Origin of the sequence: Alloalcanivorax mobilis (genome assembly GCF_002864685.1) — a bacterium.
Classification (GTDB): domain Bacteria; phylum Pseudomonadota; class Gammaproteobacteria; order Pseudomonadales; family Alcanivoracaceae; genus Alloalcanivorax; species Alloalcanivorax mobilis.
Genome location: NZ_NMQZ01000001.1, coordinates 133,264 through 148,834, shown reverse-complemented (window position 1 = coordinate 148,834; position 15,571 = coordinate 133,264). Strand labels below are relative to the sequence as shown.

At 62.9% G+C, this 15,571-nt stretch carries 13 protein-coding genes; 6 read left to right on the top strand and 7 right to left on the bottom strand.

All coding sequences use genetic code 11. From position 1 onward, the window contains the following. Position 1 precedes the first annotated feature (1 nt). Positions 2 to 1,339 carry a diguanylate cyclase family protein gene (locus CGS25_RS00725; RefSeq protein WP_089033920.1) on the top strand — a complete coding sequence of 446 codons (1,338 nt, stop codon included), beginning with the start codon at positions 2 to 4 and terminating at the stop codon, positions 1,337 to 1,339. Between the two features lie 9 nt (positions 1,340 to 1,348). Here CGS25_RS00725 and CGS25_RS00720 read toward each other — a convergent pair whose 3' ends face one another. After that, entirely contained in the window at positions 1,349 to 2,344 is a 996-nt protein-coding gene (locus CGS25_RS00720) for a YheT family hydrolase (protein ID WP_101674237.1), read from the bottom strand. A 77-nt stretch (positions 2,345 to 2,421) separates the two neighbouring features. On the opposite strand from CGS25_RS00720, the gene CGS25_RS00715 reads away from it, so the two are divergent. Then, complete coding sequence (locus tag CGS25_RS00715) at positions 2,422 to 3,141, top strand: 16S rRNA (uracil(1498)-N(3))-methyltransferase (protein ID WP_101674236.1); 720 nt, start codon at positions 2,422 to 2,424, stop codon at positions 3,139 to 3,141. 338 nt (positions 3,142 to 3,479) lie between these two features. Continuing rightward, positions 3,480 to 5,192, top strand: a complete 1,713-nt coding sequence (locus CGS25_RS00710) for an amidase (RefSeq protein WP_101674235.1) — start codon at positions 3,480 to 3,482, stop codon at positions 5,190 to 5,192. A 749-nt stretch (positions 5,193 to 5,941) separates the two neighbouring features. Here the strand turns inward: CGS25_RS00710 and CGS25_RS00705 are convergent. From CGS25_RS00705 to CGS25_RS00695, 3 genes are all read right to left on the bottom strand, one after another. Continuing rightward, on the bottom strand, positions 5,942 to 6,901 hold the full coding sequence (locus tag CGS25_RS00705) for an SPFH domain-containing protein (RefSeq protein ID WP_089033924.1): 960 nt from the start codon (positions 6,899 to 6,901) through the stop codon (positions 5,942 to 5,944). 14 nt (positions 6,902 to 6,915) lie between these two features. Next, positions 6,916 to 7,371, bottom strand: a complete 456-nt coding sequence (locus CGS25_RS00700) for an NfeD family protein (protein ID WP_101674234.1) — start codon at positions 7,369 to 7,371, stop codon at positions 6,916 to 6,918. A 123-nt stretch (positions 7,372 to 7,494) separates the two neighbouring features. Beyond that, the gene (locus tag CGS25_RS00695) at positions 7,495 to 7,980 is read right to left on the bottom strand and encodes an FKBP-type peptidyl-prolyl cis-trans isomerase (protein WP_089033926.1); all 486 of its coding nucleotides are present in this window, start codon (positions 7,978 to 7,980) and stop codon (positions 7,495 to 7,497) included. 190 nt (positions 7,981 to 8,170) lie between these two features. Here CGS25_RS00695 and CGS25_RS00690 point away from each other — a divergent pair, with 190 nt between their 5' ends. From CGS25_RS00690 to CGS25_RS00680, 3 genes are all read left to right on the top strand, one after another. After that, positions 8,171 to 9,619, top strand: coding sequence for a helicase HerA-like domain-containing protein (locus tag CGS25_RS00690; protein WP_101674233.1), 1,449 nt, complete (start codon positions 8,171 to 8,173; stop codon positions 9,617 to 9,619). Positions 9,620 to 9,630: 11 nt separating this feature from the next. Next, positions 9,631 to 10,545 carry a cation diffusion facilitator family transporter gene (locus CGS25_RS00685; RefSeq protein ID WP_089033928.1) on the top strand — a complete coding sequence of 305 codons (915 nt, stop codon included), beginning with the start codon at positions 9,631 to 9,633 and terminating at the stop codon, positions 10,543 to 10,545. 338 nt (positions 10,546 to 10,883) lie between these two features. Beyond that, positions 10,884 to 12,938, top strand: a complete 2,055-nt coding sequence (locus CGS25_RS00680; RefSeq protein WP_101674232.1) for a TonB-dependent siderophore receptor — start codon at positions 10,884 to 10,886, stop codon at positions 12,936 to 12,938. A gap of 50 nt (positions 12,939 to 12,988) precedes the next feature. Here CGS25_RS00680 and CGS25_RS00675 read toward each other — a convergent pair whose 3' ends face one another. The 3 genes from CGS25_RS00675 to CGS25_RS00665 all read right to left on the bottom strand — a co-directional run bounded on the left by CGS25_RS00675 (position 12,989) and on the right by CGS25_RS00665 (position 15,564). After that, positions 12,989 to 14,014: a lysophospholipid acyltransferase family protein gene (locus CGS25_RS00675; protein ID WP_101674231.1), complete on the bottom strand. Its 1,026-nt coding sequence runs from the start codon at positions 14,012 to 14,014 to the stop codon at positions 12,989 to 12,991. Between the two features lie 75 nt (positions 14,015 to 14,089). Further along, positions 14,090 to 15,088 (bottom strand): MBL fold metallo-hydrolase, encoded by a 999-nt coding sequence (locus tag CGS25_RS00670; protein ID WP_101674230.1) that lies wholly within the window; start codon positions 15,086 to 15,088, stop codon positions 14,090 to 14,092. Continuing rightward, the gene (locus CGS25_RS00665) at positions 15,085 to 15,564 is read right to left on the bottom strand and encodes a chemotaxis protein CheW (protein ID WP_089033932.1); all 480 of its coding nucleotides are present in this window, start codon (positions 15,562 to 15,564) and stop codon (positions 15,085 to 15,087) included. The genes CGS25_RS00670 and CGS25_RS00665 overlap by 4 nt, the downstream gene beginning before the upstream one ends. Between the last annotated feature and the right edge of the window lie 7 nt (positions 15,565 to 15,571).

The following is a 15,571-nucleotide window of genomic DNA, read 5'->3' as shown; positions in this document are numbered from 1 at the left end:
CGTGCCGGCTTCGCGGACCGTAGAAACGCGCCAGCGCGCACGCTCATGGCTGACCTACCTGGCGTTGCTGGCCGGCATCATGCCGGCGTGGCCGGGGGTGTCGTTGCTTGGCACCGGCGCCGCCCTGGTGGCGGTGACGCTGGCCTGGCGCGAGCTGCGCGTGGTGGCGCGGTGTTTGCTGACGCTGGTGGCGGTGTCCACGCTGGCGGCGCTGGTCTTGCAGCCGGCCACTCTGATCAGCGCAACCACCGGCATGCTCCGATTGACCGCCTTGATCGTCACCATGATGTTGCTGGCGGCACTGCTGAGTCGCTCGGCGGATTTGCAGCGCATTTCCACCGGGTTGTTTTCCGGTACTCCCTTGAAGCGTTACTACAGCATTACGTTTGGGACTGGCTTTTTGTCGGTGCCGCTCAATTTCGGTTCGGTGGGCGTGATCGGCACCCTGGTTGGCGACCGCATTCGCCGTCACGGCGATTCCGCCATGGCGGGCAATGCCGCCCGTGGCATGTTGCGGGGTTACGGCGCTTCGCCGATGTTCTCGCCGCTGTCGATCTCGGTGGTCACCACCCTGATTTTCCTGCCGACGCTGCACAGTTGGGAATTGTTGGCGGTGAGCTTTCCGCTGGCGATGCTCTACCTGCTTGCCGGTGCTTTGTTCCGGGATCGCGAAAGCGGCCCGATGACACCAGTGGAGGGCGCCGGGGCGTTGTGGCCATGGCTGCGCTTCGCCGCCGTGGTGGGCGGCATCTGGGGCGGCGCGCTGTTGCTCAGCGCGCTCGCTGGTCTGGGTTATTCCAAGGCGGTCACCTTGAGTGGCCTGGTGGCGGTGATCTTGCTGATGCTGGCCCGTCGCGCCGCCGGCGATAAAGCGGGCTTGCCGACCATGGCGCCGCTGGCGAACGAGATCACCATCATGGGCGGCTCGGCTTTTCTTGGTGTCATGGCCAGCGCCGTGGTGCTGCATGTTATGGGCGGCGACATGGCGTTGCCGGGCTGGGGTTACCCGCTGGTCGCGTTCGTGGTGCCCTGGGTGTTTTTCGGCGCTGGCCTGCTGGGCTTGAACCCGATCATCGTCGGCACTCTGGTGGGCGGCGTGTTCGGGCCGATCTGGCCGCCGTCGGCGCACCTGGCGCTGGCCGTGGCGATGGTGTGCGGCTGGGCGCAGAGCGCCGCCGGCACGCCCTACTCGGCCAACTCCCTGCTGTTGGAGCGGCTTACCGGCTACGACGCCCGGGTCGCCGCGCTGCGCTGGAATCTGGGGCTGTCGCTGTGCTCATTGGTGGTGGGCGCTTCTCTGGCAGCGCTGCTCACGGTGTGCCTGAGCGGCCTGATATAGACGCCGCGCTCAACCGATCAGCCCGGCGGCGAACGCCGTCAGCCGTTTCTCCAGCCAGTATTGTGGCCGGCGCGGCGAACCGGCAATGAAACCCACATGGCCGCCATGGCGCGCGATTTCCAGCGTCACACCCGGGCCCAGATCGGCCTGGCTGGGCAGCGTGCGCGCGCTCATAAAAGGGTCGTCCGCCGCCTGGATCATCAGTGTCGGGGTGCGAATCCGGTGCAAACGGGGCCCCGCGGAGCATTCGGCGTAGTAATGGGCGGCGTCGCGAAAGCCATACAGCGGCGCGATGATCTGATCGTCGAAGCGCCAGAAGGAATTCAGCCCGCGCGTGTCCAGCGCCGCCAGGCGCCGTGCCTGATGCGGTGCGACGTGTTGTAAATGCAGACGTTGGCGGCGCAGATTGGCGAGCAATTGCCTGATCAGGTGACGGCGGTAGACCTTCGATATGCCCTGCTCCATGCGGTCAGCGCAGACCGCCAACTGCAACGGCGAGCACACCGCCACCGCCGCGCTCAGCGCACCGCTGTCGCGCTGGGCCAGCCAGTTCAGCAGGCGGCTGCCGCCCAGCGAAACGCCGATCGCCAACAGCGGCCGGCGCGCGGCGCCGCCACTCAGATGCTCGATCACCGCGTCCAGATCGTCGGTCTCGCCGGCGTGGTAGGAGAGCGCGGTGTCATTGGGCCGCGCCGCGCCGCGCGAGTTCATCGCCACCGAGGCAATGCCGGCCTCGGCCAGGCGCGCCTGGGTGCCACGCACATAATGAGAGTCGCTGCATCCCGAGAGCCCGTGAATCAGCAACACGGTGAGCGCCGAAGTGCCGCTGCGCGGTGCCGGCCCGGCGTGGTCGAGCAGCAAATGGTCGCCATCCGCCAGGGGCAGCGTCTCGCGTCGGCGAGACAAGGGTGGCGGGCGGCGCAGCGTCGGCCCCCACAATGTTTGCAGGTGGGCCGAGCGCAACACACCGGAGGGCATGAAGCCGGATTCTATGATTTCGCCCATCGGCGGTGTTCCTGGGGCAGTGCGGTAGGGTCCGCTATGGTAGCCTTTAACGTTTACGTCCGCCCCTGGAGCCTGTGATGAGCCGCCGTTTTTTTGATCCGCAACCGTTTCAGGCCGGCCAGCCGATTGCGCTGGGGACCGGCGCCAGCCAGCACATCGGCCGGGTGTTGCGGATGGCGCCCGGCGACGCCGTAACCCTGTTTAACGGCAGCGGCGGTGAATGGAACGCGGTGATCAAGGCGGTGGATAAGAAAAGCGTAACGGTCACGCCCACGGTCTTTATTGACCGGGATCGCGTTCCGCCCCTGCCGGTGGTATTGGGGCTGCCGCTGATCAAAGGCGAGCGCATGGACTACGCCATTCAAAAGGCCACCGAACTGGGCGTGGCGGAAATCCATCTGCTGGAGACCAGCCGCACCGAGGTACGCCTGAAGGGCGACCGGGAAAGCAAAAAGCGCGAGCACTGGCATCAGGTGATCGTCAGTGCCTGCGAGCAATGCGGGTTGAACCGGCCACCGCGTTTGGCGGGTATTGATACCCTGGCCGCCTTTATCGACCAGGCATCCGGCCTCAGGCTGGTGGCGCACCCCGGTGAGGCGCCGCTGGGCGCCACGGCGCTGCGAGGCACCGAGCGCATTACCCTGCTCACTGGCCCGGAAGGCGGCTTTGCCCCCGACGAACTGGACGCGGCGCTGACGGCCGGCTTCCAACCGTTCGCTCTGGGCGAACGGGTATTGCGCGCGGAAACCGCCCCGGTCGCCCTGCTCGCCGCCCTCTGGACACTGCTCGACCAATAGCCGCACGCTTTTTACTGAACACTGAACACTGAACACTGAACACTGAACACTGAACACTGCCCCCCCCAGCTCCCTTTTGGCGCAAGCCATCACCCCGCGCACCAAAATACATCCATCTTTACCTGTTTTATTGCCTGCATAACCGCCGATAAACCCCGGCGATTCCATGTTCTTTGCCGTGCGCGCCGATGATTTCAATCTGGCATGGGTTTTGAACATTCCCAACTCGTGTTGTCTGGGAACGGGCCGATGTGAATCGGCCACTGGCGAACGGATCGCCCTTCTGCTTTTGCACACCGTTTCGCGGATTGTCTGATTTCTGCCTAAAGGATACTGCTATGTCTGATGCACGATTGCTGGTTGGTTCGGCGATTATCGCCGCTTTGCTGGCCGGTTGTGGGGGTGATTCATCCGATCATGATTCTTCGTCGGGCACGCCTCCGGAAACGGAAAACCCGGTGTCTTTCTCGTTCGTGGAAGCGACCATCGCCGACCTCCATGCCTCATTGGAATCTGGCGGCATTACCTGTGAAGAAGTGGTCCAGGGTTACATTGATCGTATCCATGCCTACGACGACGATGGCACGGAAACCGAATTCAAAAGTGTGGTGGCGATCAATCCGCACGCGCTCGACGATGCCCGGGAAAAAGACCGCGATTTCCCGGTCGACGGTATCGACGGCCCGCTCTACTGCGTGCCCGTTTTGCCCAAGGACAACTTCAACACCGAACAGATGCCCACGTCCGGCGGTGCCTTGGCGTTCCAATACAACCAGCCCACCGAGGATGCCTATACGATTGGCAAACTGCGTGACGCCGGTGCGATTATTATCGGCAAGGCGAACATGGATGAGTTCGCTTTCGGGTTCGTGGGCGAAAGCTCCGTGCGCGGTCTGGTCAAGAACGCCTATGACCTCACCAAGGGCGCGGGCGGCTCCTCCACCGGCACCGGCACGTCGATCTCCTCGAGTTTCGCGATCACCGGCACCGGCAGTGATACCGGCGGTTCGATTCGCGTGCCCTCCGCCCTGGCTGGCCTGGTCGGCATCCGGCCCAGCCTGAGACTGGTCAGCCAGGATGGCATCATGCCGTTGGCCAGCTTCCAGGACACCGGCGGGCCGATGTGCCGCACCGTGCAGGACTGCGCGCTGATGATGGACGCCATGGTCGGCTTTGATGACGGCGCCTACAGCAATCAGCGGGTCAGCTATGAACTGAACGCGCGCCTGATCAACAACCAGGAAGAGTACCAAGAGGTGACCGGCGTGCCGGACACCTATACGAATTTCCTCGACAGCAACGGGCTGCAGGGCGCGCGCATCGGCGTGGTGCGTGACATGTTCAGCTCCGACGATTCGGTCAACAACGTGGTCAACGACGCGCTCGCCAAAATGCAGGCCGCCGGCGCCACCGTGGAAGATGTGGTACTGCCCGACCAGAGCAGCGTACTGGGGGATTACCGGTCGTTGTCCAGCTTCGAGTTCAAGCACGATCTCGAGAATTATCTGAATGCCTGGACCACCGCCATGGACGGGCACATCCTTGACTACGCCGACCTGGTCGCCAGTGGTGGTTATCTGCCCGGCAATCAGCGCAGCCTGGAAAGCCGGGGGGCGTACGATCTTAATCATCTCTCCGACGAAGATCAGGCGATCTACGACAAGAACACCATTGAGCGTCCGGTGTTCGTGCGCGAGCGGGTGATGCGCGCGCTCAACAACGTGGACGAAAACGGCGACTCGCTGGGTGAACCCTATGACGTGCTGATCTACCCGACCATCAGCGGCTTCGCCGGTGACCTGGGACGCAGCCCCACCACTGGCAGCAACAACCGCCTCAGCCCGTTCTCCCAATTCCCGGCGCTGACCATGCCCGCCGGCATGGCTGTCGATAAAGATCCGGTGGTGCCGGTGGGCATGGAAATGCTCGGCCGGGAGTTCGCGGAAGCGACCCTGATCAAGCTGGCCTATGCGTATCAGGAACTGGCGCACCCGCGTCAGGCCCCGACGCTGGCGCCGGAGCTTGAAGAGGAGGATGCCAGCGCGCCATAAAGGGCAAAAATTTCAACTCCAAACTAAAAAAAGCTCCGGCCATTTCTGTTGACCAGGGCTTTTTTTGGATTCATGGAGGTTTAGCGGGAAGCGATTTTTCTCTTGTGACTTGGCAGCTCCACCGGGCACGCGGGACAAGAGTGGTGCCTTCCGGGACCGCTCAAGCCATCCATGGTCGCTGTTAGTTTGGCCATCCCTGGCCAAACAGCTCCCTCCAGGCACCACCCTCGCCCCGCTCAAGGCGCAGCGTCACCGCCACGGGTCATCAATGCTCTTGGTTCAAGCTCCTTCGCCTGATTTTATCTCTGACGGTCGTGGCCTTACCGTACCCTTCTGGAGGGCCTTCCCCCTTGTTGTGTCGCCGAGGCGCGGGAAATTGATAGGGTCAGTTGGCCAGGGACGGCCAACTGAGGCGGCGGACGACAGGATGTCGTCTCGGCGCCGACCCGGCCATCAATTTCCCGCGACTCGGGTACCCGAAGGGCGACAGAACGGGGTGTCCTTCTTTGTCTACTTTCTTGGACAAGCAAGAAAGTAGAACGCCCAACAGGGCGTCAACAGTGATGGGAGAAGCCCCGGTGTAGCCAGATTCCCTCCAATCCGCGAAGAACCAGAAAAAAGCCCCGGCCAGTTCAGTTGACCGGAGACTTTTTGTCTGGTGTTCAGTGTTAGGAGCCGCGTTTTGGGCGATGCCGCCCGACTTCCATTGCCGGTGGCGCCCTGCTCCGGAGAGTGGGTGTCCACAAGGCTCAGGGTTGGGTGGCGTCGATCTTCTTGAGCACCTTCTGCAAGCCGGCGACGGTGCCGCCCACATCGCTGAGGTTGGCGGGCAGCAACAGGGTGGTGGATTCCTTGGCGAGTTTCTCGAAGGCGGCCACGTACTGTTCGGCGATGCGCAGGCTGACGGCTTCTTCGCCGCCGTCCTCTTTAACCGCGCGGGCCACTTCGTGCAGACCGGTGGCGGTGGCCTGGGCGATCAGTTCGATCTGCCGGGCGCGGCCTTCCGCCTCGTTGATCTGCTTGAGTTTCTCGCCTTCGGAAATATTGATCATTTCCTGCTTCTCGCCCTCGGACCGGTTGATCGCCGCCTGACGATCACCCTCGGAGCGGTTGATGGAGGCCTGGCGGTCGCCTTCGGATTCGGCCACCACGGCGCGCCGTTCCCGCTCGGCGCGCACCTGTTTCTCCATGGCGTCCTTGATCGAGGCGGGCAGATTGATGTCCGCGACCTCGTAACGCAGCACTTTGACGCCCCAGGGCTGGGCGGCTTCGTCCACTGCCTTGACCACTTCCAGGTTAATCTCGCCGCGCTCTTCGAAGGTCTTGTCCAGATCGATCTTGCCGATCACCGAACGCAGGGTGGTCTGGGCGAGTTGCTGGGCGGCCATGGTGTAGTTGTCGACACCGTAGCTGGCGCCTTTGGGATCGACTACCTGCAGGTAGAGAATGCCGTCCACGGACACTTCGATGTTGTCCTTGGTGATACAGCTTTGGCGCGGTACGTCGCGGACAATTTCCTTCAGGGAATGCTTATAGGCGACACGATCAATGAACGGCACCAGGATGTGCATGCCCGCTTCCAGCGAGGTCCGGTATTTGCCCAACCGCTCGATCACGAACACGCTACGTTGCGGCACGATCCGAATGGTCATGAACAACACCAGGATGACGCCCAGAGCGAGCACCGCGGAGATAATGATTCCAGTCATCTGACGATCCTTTTTTAATCCTTGGAGGCAGGTGGGGTCCAGGGCTCGACAGTGAGCCAAAGCCCTTGATGTTCGATGATGCGCACCATCTGGCCGTCCTCGAGCGGCCCGCTGGCCTGTGCCTGCCAGCGGGCACCGCGATACAGCACGGTACCAGAGCCCTGGTGGAACGGGCCGGCGACGGTGGCGCGATGTCCGACCAGGCCGGCGCTGTCGCCGCTGTCATAGGCGCGGGTTTCCTTGCCCAACAACCAGCGCCTGAAATAACGGCGCGCCACCGCCAGCAATAGCAGACTGAACAGCGAGAACAGGGCGAGTTCCCAGGCGGTGTCATCAAGCAAGCCCAGAAACACCAACACTCCGACCAACAGCGCGGCGATGCCAAGAAACACCGTCACCAGGCCGGAAAGCACGAATTCGAGGATGATCAGAGCAAGTCCGAGGATAATCCAGTAACTGTATTCAGGCATGGCAACGTCCGGCGGTGATCAAGGAGCCTGCCAGGTCGGCGGCGAACAGCGCCTAACATAGCACTGGCGCGCCAATTTGTCCGGGCACGGCACACAGACCACGTGCATTCGCGTGCTCGGCGGTCAGTGCTGATGACCGCCGGGGCCGTGCACGTGGCGATGGGCGATTTCCTCGGCGCTGGCGTCGCGTACCGAGGCCACGGTCATCTCGAAACGCAGCCGTTGGCCGGCCAGCGGATGATTGGCGTCCACGTCCACGGTTTTCAGCCCGGCTTTGACGATCGTGACCATGCGCGGGCCCTGCTCGGTTTGTACTCTGACCACCTTGCCCGGGGTCAGTTTACCGGCGTGTTTGAGATACTTGGCGGAGAGCCGTTGAAACAGCTTTTCGTCACGCTCGCCATAGGCGTCGCGGGCGTCCAGGGTGACGGTGACGGCGTCGCCTTCTTCCTTGCCGTGCAGGGCTTGCTCCAACGCGGCGAGAATGTTGCCGGCGCCATGAAGATAGATCAGCGGTGCGTGGTCGCCGCTGCGCTCCACTTCGCGGTCATCGTCGGCATTGAACAGCGTGTAGTGCAGCGTCACGACCTTGTTTTTCTCGATGGGCATCGGGCTTTCTCCTGATTGAGGCGGGAATTGTGCGGGCCGGCCCCGGTGCTGGCAAGATCGAGGGCGTGCGTCGCGCCACGGTGCTCTATACTCGAGGCAGCGTCCGCGCCCGGCGGCGGATGGGCGGGCGCCGGAGCTTTCCTTTCCAGTAAACGACCAGTAACGAGCAGGGAACGATGAGGGAACATCGATGAGCGGCATTCTGATAGGCGGGGTGGCGGGGCAACGGCTGTCGATGAACCCGGCGATGGCCAACCGGCACGGTCTGGTGGCGGGCGCCACCGGCACCGGCAAAACCGTGACCTTGCAGCTGCTGGCGGAGGGTTTCTCGCGCCTCGGTGTGCCGGTGTTCAGCGCCGACATCAAAGGTGATCTCAGTGGCATCGCCGCCGCCGGCGACGCGCCGGGCGTGGCCTCGCGGGTGCAGCGCATCGGAATCGCGGATTGGGCGCCGGCGGCCTGTCCGACCCGGCTGTGGGACATTCGCAGCCAGAGCGGCCAGCCGGTGCGCGCCACGGTGGAGGACATGGGCCCGGTGCTGTTCGCCAATCTGCTGGAGCTCAACGAGACCCAGACCGGCCTGTTGCACATCGCCTTCGATTACGCACGCACCGAGAACCTGCCGCTGTTGGATCTGAGCGATCTTGAGGGCGTGCTCAACTGGATCATCGAACAACGCCAGGCGCTCACCGAGCGCTACGGCAACCTGTCCCCGCAGAGTCTGGGTACCGTGCTGCGGCGCCTGTTGGTGTTGAAGACCCAGGGAGGGGAAAGGTTTTTCGGCGAGCCGGCGTTGGACATCAACGATCTGATTCAACAGCAGGATGGCCAGGGGGTCGTCAATCTGCTGGATGGCCGCGACCTGATCCAGCAGCCGCGCCTGTACACCACGTTTCTGCTGTGGCTGTTGGCGGAACTGTTCGAGCGGTTGCCCGAACGGGGCGACCAGCCGCTGCCCCTGCTGGTGTTTTTCTTTGACGAGGCGCATCTGTTATTCGACAACGCGCCGCGAGTGCTGCTGGACAAACTCGATCAGACCGTGCGTCTGATTCGCTCCAAAGGGGTGGGCATTTTTTTCGTTACCCAGTCGCCAGCGGATGTGCCGGACACGGTGCTGGGGCAGCTCGGCAATCGCTTTCAGCATGCGTTGCGCGCCTACACGCCAAAAGATCAGAAAGCGGTGCGCAGCGCCGCCGAGACATTCCGGCCCAATCCGGATCTCGACACCGCGCGGGTGATTACCGAGCTGGGCGTGGGCGAGGCGCTGGTCAGCGTGCTTGATGAGCGCGGCGTGCCGGCGCCGGTGCAACGCACGTTGATCGCGCCGCCGCGCAGCCACATCGGTGCTCTGGATAAAAGCGCGTTGGACACGCTCAAAGCGGCGTCGCCGCTGGCCGACAAATATCAGAACGACCTGGACCGGGAGTCCGCCGGGGAAATACTGCAGGCCCGCCGTGAGGCCCGGCGCGCTCAGCAGCAAGACGCGCCGGAGGCGGAGAAAGCCGCCAGCCTGAAGCGGCCCTCGCGGCGCCAGAGCGCCGGTGAAGCGTTCAGTAAAAGTCTGTTGCGGTCTCTGGCGTCGCAGCTGGGCCGTGTGCTGGTGCGTTTTGTTGAGCAGTGGTTAAAGCGCAAGCGTTAAAAGGAGACAGCATGTCAGGATCGAAAAAAGTGGTGATCGCGGCGCTGATCGGCAACGCGCTGATCGCGGTGACCAAGTTCTTCGCCGCCGCGCTCACCGGCAGTGCGGCGATGATGTCCGAAGGGATTCACTCACTGGTGGACACCGGCAATGAAGTGCTGCTGCTGCACGGCATGAAAAAGGCCAGGCAGCCGGCCGATGAGCGCTTCCCGTTCGGTCATGGCAAAGAGATCTATTTCTGGTCGTTCGCGGTGGCGATTCTGATTTTCGCGTTGGGCGCGGGCATTTCGTTGTACGAGGGCTTTTTGCATATTCGCCATCCGGAGGCGATTGAGAACCCGATCATCAACTATGTGGTGCTCGGTCTGGCGTTCCTGTTCGAAGGCGCGGCCTGGCTGGTGGCGCTCAAGGAGTTCCGGCGCGCCAAAGGCGACTGGGGCTACATCGAGGCGGTGGCGCGCGGCAAGGACCCGACCACCTTCGTGGTGCTGTTCGAGGATTCCGCCGCCCTGCTGGGCCTGATGGTGGCGTTCCTGGGCGTGATTCTCAGCCAGACCACCGGATTACTCTGGTTCGATGGTCTGGCATCGATGCTGATTGGGGTGATTCTGGCGCTCACGGCGGTGTGGCTGGCCCGCGAGACCAAGGGGTTGCTGATCGGTGAGTCCGCGAACGCCCGGGTGGTGGCGGACATCCGCCGTGCCGCGCTGTCGATGCCCAGTATCGAGGCGGTCAATGAGGTGCTCACCATGCACATGGGCCCGGATTTTATTCTCGTGAACATCAGCGTGAAGTTCTCGCCCCGATTGGGCGCCGCGCGCCTGGAAACGGTGATCGCCGAGCTGGACCGTTCATTGAAGCAGCAACACCCGCGCATCAAGCGGGTGTTCGTGGAGGCCGAGGCACCGCCGCTGGAGGTCGCCTAGGCGGCCTCGGCCGGCGGACAGCGTGCGCCCGACTTCATGGCTCTCACGGGAATACAGCCATTCAGGCGAGGCAAATCTAAGCATTAACGAAAATCGTTATTATTTACAAATTGATACCATCTATTCATAATCCCCGGGCTTACCAATACAAACCACAGGACGAGCGGGTCGGGAGCGGTTGCTTTTGGCGCGGCATGTCGGGGTTGCCCGCGTCCGTGGAACAGCATAATGGGGATCGTTAAATGGCTGGCGGAAATTGCAATCAGGGTAACCCGCGCACTGTGCGTGCGCGACGCGGGCATCGGGCCGCGACCACACTTCTCTGCGGCGCGACCTTAATGGCCGCTCCCATGATCGGCACCGCGCAACAGGCCGGTGGCGGTGACCCGGCGAACCAACAGACCTACCGTCTCGCCCCCATCCTGGTGAACACTCACGTGGAAGTGCCGGACGATGACGCCAACTCCACGGTTGCCCGGGAGCTTTCCGTGGGCGGCAAGGTGGCCACCAGTATCGCCGACACGCCCGCCTCCGTGTCAGTGATCACGGAAAAGGAAATCAAGCAGCGAAACGCCACCACCACCGAAGAGGTGCTGCAGTACACGCCCGGGGTTCTTGCCGGTTTTTGGGGTAGCGATGACCGTAATGATTACTTCAAGATTCGCGGCTTCCAGGCGACCACCTATCGGGATGGGATGACGCTCGGCTCAATGCGTGGCGTTCGCGAGGACCCCTATGCCTACGAACGCGTGGAAGTACTGCGTGGCGCCAACTCCACGCTGTTCGGCCCGGCGGACCCGGGGGGGTCGGTGAATTTTGTCAGTAAGCGGCCAAAGTTCAAGCGTTTTGGCGAAGGCTACCTGGGCTATGGTTCGTTCAATCAAAAGGAAGCCGGCCTTGATACAGGCGGTGTCCTGGACGATAACGAGACCCTGGCGTACCGCTTTACCGGAAAGGTCACGGATGGTGATCGTGAGTACGATCACTCCAAGAATAACAATCAGCTTTTCATGGGGGGCTTGACCTGGGAGCCAACGGATTACACCTCGGCGACCGTGATCCTGGATTATTTAAAGCGTGACGACACGCCCAACAGTGGCGGTTACCCCTTCGATAAGGAATACGATCGCAGCGACTTCTTTGGCGAACCGGATTTCAATTATCACGATGTCGAACGCACCAATATTACCGGGCTGCTCACCCATGACTTCAGTAACGGGCTGACCTTCCACGGCAACCTGCGCTACAGCGATCTGACCGACGACTACGGTTACGTGTATTTGGCCGATTCCGCCAGCCGACAAGGCACCACGCTGGACCGTTATGGCCTGGGCTCCGACATCGATTCCCATCAGCTGATCGGCAACGCCATTTTGCAATACGACGCCAGCTTCGGGCCGATTGATAGCAGTACGCTGGGGGGCGTTGAGTATCTGGATTCCTCCAGCAAGGGTATTTCCTCCTACGGTCTGGCGAGCCCGATTGATGTCGCCGACCCGGTTTACAGCGGTGCTCCGGTTGCGCTGGCGCCCTACAGCGCCAATGACCAGGACAACATCACCCGCTCGGTCTTCCTGACGCAGAATCTGTCCTTCTATGACCGTGTCATCGTCACCGCCGGGATTCGCAATGACAGCATGGATCTTTCCAGCAAGGATCTGATCGCCGGCACCACGGAAACCGATGATGTGTCGGAAACCTCCTACCGGGGGGCGCTGACCTACAAATTCAACAACGAATTTTCCACCTATTTCAGCTATGTGGAGTCGATCGCGCCACCGACCATCGGCGTTAAGCCGGAACGTGGCAAGCAGCAGGAGCTGGGTGCGAAGTATGCGCCGGAGGGAATGAATGCGCTGTTCTCGGCGGCCGTCTACGAGCTGAAAAAAGAAAACGAGAGTATCCGTGTGGTGCAGGATGACGGCTCCATCGAGTCGGAGACCGTGGGCAAATCCCGGGTGCGCGGCGTCGACCTGGAAGCCAAAACGGAGTTGACCGACAACCTGAGTCTGACCGGTGGCTATTCCTATATGGACCAGGAGGTGATTCGCGGCACGCTGAGCGATGGCACCTCCATCACCGGAAATCAGTTCGCCACGGCACCGGAACAAACGGCGTCCCTGTGGACGCATTATACCCTGCCGGATACCGGGATGAGTTTTGGTATTGGCGCGCGCTACGTCGGTGCCTATTACTTTAATGCCGACAACACGTCAAAAGGCGAGGCGGCCACGCTTTTTGATGCCGCCTTTGGCTACCAGGTGGTCAGAAACACCGAGCTGACCGTTAATGTCAGCAACCTGTTCGATAAGCAGTACGTGGTCAATTCCGGTACCGCCGATTATTACAATCCGGGGCGCAGGATCACGGCGAAGATAAGCTATCGCTGGTAAGGGGCGGGTTGAGAAACCAACCCGCGGACGCCGCCGGAGGGCGCGTTAAATCAATACGATTTCTGTTCCGACTCTTGCTCCGGGGGTGCGGTGTCGGTGCCCCTGGGCGCCAGCCCCAGCGCTTCCCGGCTCTCGCCGCGCGCCGCCCGTTTCAGTAACGAATAGGATTGCCGATACCAGAGCCGGCGGCCGCCGGGGCGCCACTTGAAGCGTTTGTAGGTCCACTGGTACTGGCTGGGGTTGCGGTGGATGCACGTCTCCAGCTCCCGGTTCAGGGCACTCAACACGCCGTCGCGCCCTTCGGCGGTTTCGATTTGCGGAGCGGGCTCGAAGAGAAGGCGGATATCCTTTACTCCTTTCGGACCCCGGTAGCAGGACACCACGAAAACCCGTGGCCGATAGCGCTGAACCAGTTTGTCCACCAGCGCGGGCGACGGCACCGGATGACCGAAGAACGGGATGTAAGGATTGCTGCGGTTGCCGGGATTATGGTCCGCCAGCATTGCCAGGGTGCCGCCGCTGCGCATCGTCGCCAACCCTTCCTTGACGCCCTGGCTGTTGGTGGGAACCAGACGGCAGCCGGTGCGCTCGCGGGCTGACTTGACCACCGCATCCACCAGCGTGGCCGGGTGCGGCTGATACATCACGGTGGTGTTGCCCTGCCGACCCAGGTAGAGGCTGATGGTTTCCCAACTGCCGTGGTGCAGCGACAACAACAGCACCGGGCGGCTCGGGTCGGCGCAGGCTTTCAGATAGCCCTGTTCGCCCTGGATCGCGGCGATGCGGGCCAGGGTCTGCTCCACCGGGCGATTCCAGACGTGGGAAAACTCGGTCAGCGAACGGCCCAGTTCGCGCATGCTGCGCCGGCCGATGCGGCGGGCGTCATCGAGGCTGAGGTCCGGGTGGGTGGCGAGCAAATTGATCAGTATCACCCGGTAAGCCTTGGCGTAGCGCAGGGGGATGCGGGTCAGTAGCTCACCGACCAGCGCGCCAATGCCGGTGGCCACCGGCAGCGGCAGCCAGGCAAGGCATCGCATCAACCACCACAGGCGTTGTCCGCGTAGCCGTGACGACATTCGAGAGTGTTCCTCCAAATCCTGATGCGCTAACCGTAACACGGGTGGCGCCCGCTGGCGGTGACCGGCGCGGCGTCATTGCGCGCCCACTGGCAGGGTCAGTGTTTGCCCATGGCCGGGCACGCGAAAGGCCCGCGCCGGAACCCCCTGGTCGGCCAGCGCCCGGGCCAGTGCCTGGGGCGGTTCGTCCATGGGCTCATCGGTGAGCACGAAGGTGCCCCAGTGCATCGCCAGGGAATGCCGCGCATCCAGGTCCCGATGAATGCGCACCGCCTCGGCGGGGTCGACGTGCACCGGCGCCATGAACCAGCGTGGCTGGTAGGCGCCGATCGGCAACAGCGCCACGTCCACCGGGCCCAACACCTCACCGATTTCGCCGAACACCGGTGCGTACCCGGTATCGCCTGCGAAGAATAGACTGAAGTCCGGCCAGTTCAAGCGCCAGGAACACCAAAGTGTACGATTCCGGTCACGGGGGCCGCGGCCGCTAAAGTGCTGAGCGGGCAGGCAGAAGGCGTCTACTTCGCGGTGACGTTGATGTTGCCACCAGCTCAGCTCCACCACTCGGGCGACTTTACGGCGCCGCAGCCAGGCGCCCACGCCCTGGGGCGCGAACCAGGTAAGGCGGTCGCCAAAACGGTGGTTGAGGGCCGCCACGGCGTCTTTGTCGAGGTGATCGTAATGGTTGTGGGACACCAGCACGGCGTCGATGGTGGGCAGCTCATCGACCGTCAGCGCGGGCGCCACGGTGCGCTTGGGGCCGAGGAACGAGACCGGCGAGCAGCGCTCGGAGAACACCGGGTCGGTGAGCAGGTTCCAGCCGCGATACTGGATCAGATAGGTGGCGTGGCCGATCCAGGTGAAACGTGGTTGGGGCGCCGGGCTGGCCAGTTCCACCGGGTCCGGGCGCCGCAGCGGGAAAGACATCGGCGCGGCGAAGCGGCCCCGGCTTTGCCGTTGCCAGCGCAGAAAGTCGGCCAGGCCGTGGTCCGGGGTCGGATAGCGATTCAGATACCGTTGGCCGTCGTGGGGCCGTTCCGCCGCCAGTTGCTCAAGACGCGCCCAGTCGGTCATGACGCACCGTCGCTCAGCCGCCCGCTATTCAGGCCCGCCACCACGCGCTCCAGGGCGTCCAGATCCGGAATCACCGCCAGGTCGCCGCCCACCTGCACGTACATCGCTTCCGCCGGGCCGGTATCGCCGGGTTCTTCCACCGGATCGTCCCGGTTGACGCGCAGCAGGCGCGGAATGCCCTGTACCACCACCGCGTAGAAACGTTGTTGCCCGGCCACCGTGTTGATCACCGCGATGCGGGCGTTCTGGCCAATCGTCACCGGCCCGGATTCATTGAGTTTTTCGAACGAGATCAGCGGCAGATCCTGTTCTCGCCAGCTCAACCAGCCGAGCAGCCATTCCGGGCCATGGCCGGGGCGGTCCGGGTGACGCAGTGGAATCACCTCGGCCACCACGATATTGGGAATCAGCCAGGGCCGCCCGTTCATCGGAATCAGCAGGCTGGGAATGTCGTCGGGAATCGGAGCGTCGGACATGCCGCTT

Coding starts and splice junctions, on each gene's coding strand:
- CGS25_RS00665 (WP_089033932.1), bottom strand. CDS start 15,564: ATGTCCGACGCTCCGATTCCCGACGACATTCCCAGCCTGCTGATTCCG.
- CGS25_RS00700 (WP_101674234.1), bottom strand. CDS start 7,371: ATGCCTGAATACAGTTACTGGATTATCCTCGGACTTGCTCTGATCATC.
- CGS25_RS00670 (WP_101674230.1), bottom strand. CDS start 15,088: ATGACCGACTGGGCGCGTCTTGAGCAACTGGCGGCGGAACGGCCCCAC.
- CGS25_RS00685 (WP_089033928.1), top strand. CDS start 9,631: ATGTCAGGATCGAAAAAAGTGGTGATCGCGGCGCTGATCGGCAACGCG.
- CGS25_RS00715 (WP_101674236.1), top strand. CDS start 2,422: ATGAGCCGCCGTTTTTTTGATCCGCAACCGTTTCAGGCCGGCCAGCCG.
- CGS25_RS00695 (WP_089033926.1), bottom strand. CDS start 7,980: ATGCCCATCGAGAAAAACAAGGTCGTGACGCTGCACTACACGCTGTTC.
- CGS25_RS00680 (WP_101674232.1), top strand. CDS start 10,884: ATGGCCGCTCCCATGATCGGCACCGCGCAACAGGCCGGTGGCGGTGAC.
- CGS25_RS00690 (WP_101674233.1), top strand. CDS start 8,171: ATGAGCGGCATTCTGATAGGCGGGGTGGCGGGGCAACGGCTGTCGATG.
- CGS25_RS00675 (WP_101674231.1), bottom strand. CDS start 14,014: ATGTCGTCACGGCTACGCGGACAACGCCTGTGGTGGTTGATGCGATGC.
- CGS25_RS00705 (WP_089033924.1), bottom strand. CDS start 6,901: ATGACTGGAATCATTATCTCCGCGGTGCTCGCTCTGGGCGTCATCCTG.
- CGS25_RS00710 (WP_101674235.1), top strand. CDS start 3,480: ATGTCTGATGCACGATTGCTGGTTGGTTCGGCGATTATCGCCGCTTTG.
- CGS25_RS00720 (WP_101674237.1), bottom strand. CDS start 2,344: ATGGGCGAAATCATAGAATCCGGCTTCATGCCCTCCGGTGTGTTGCGC.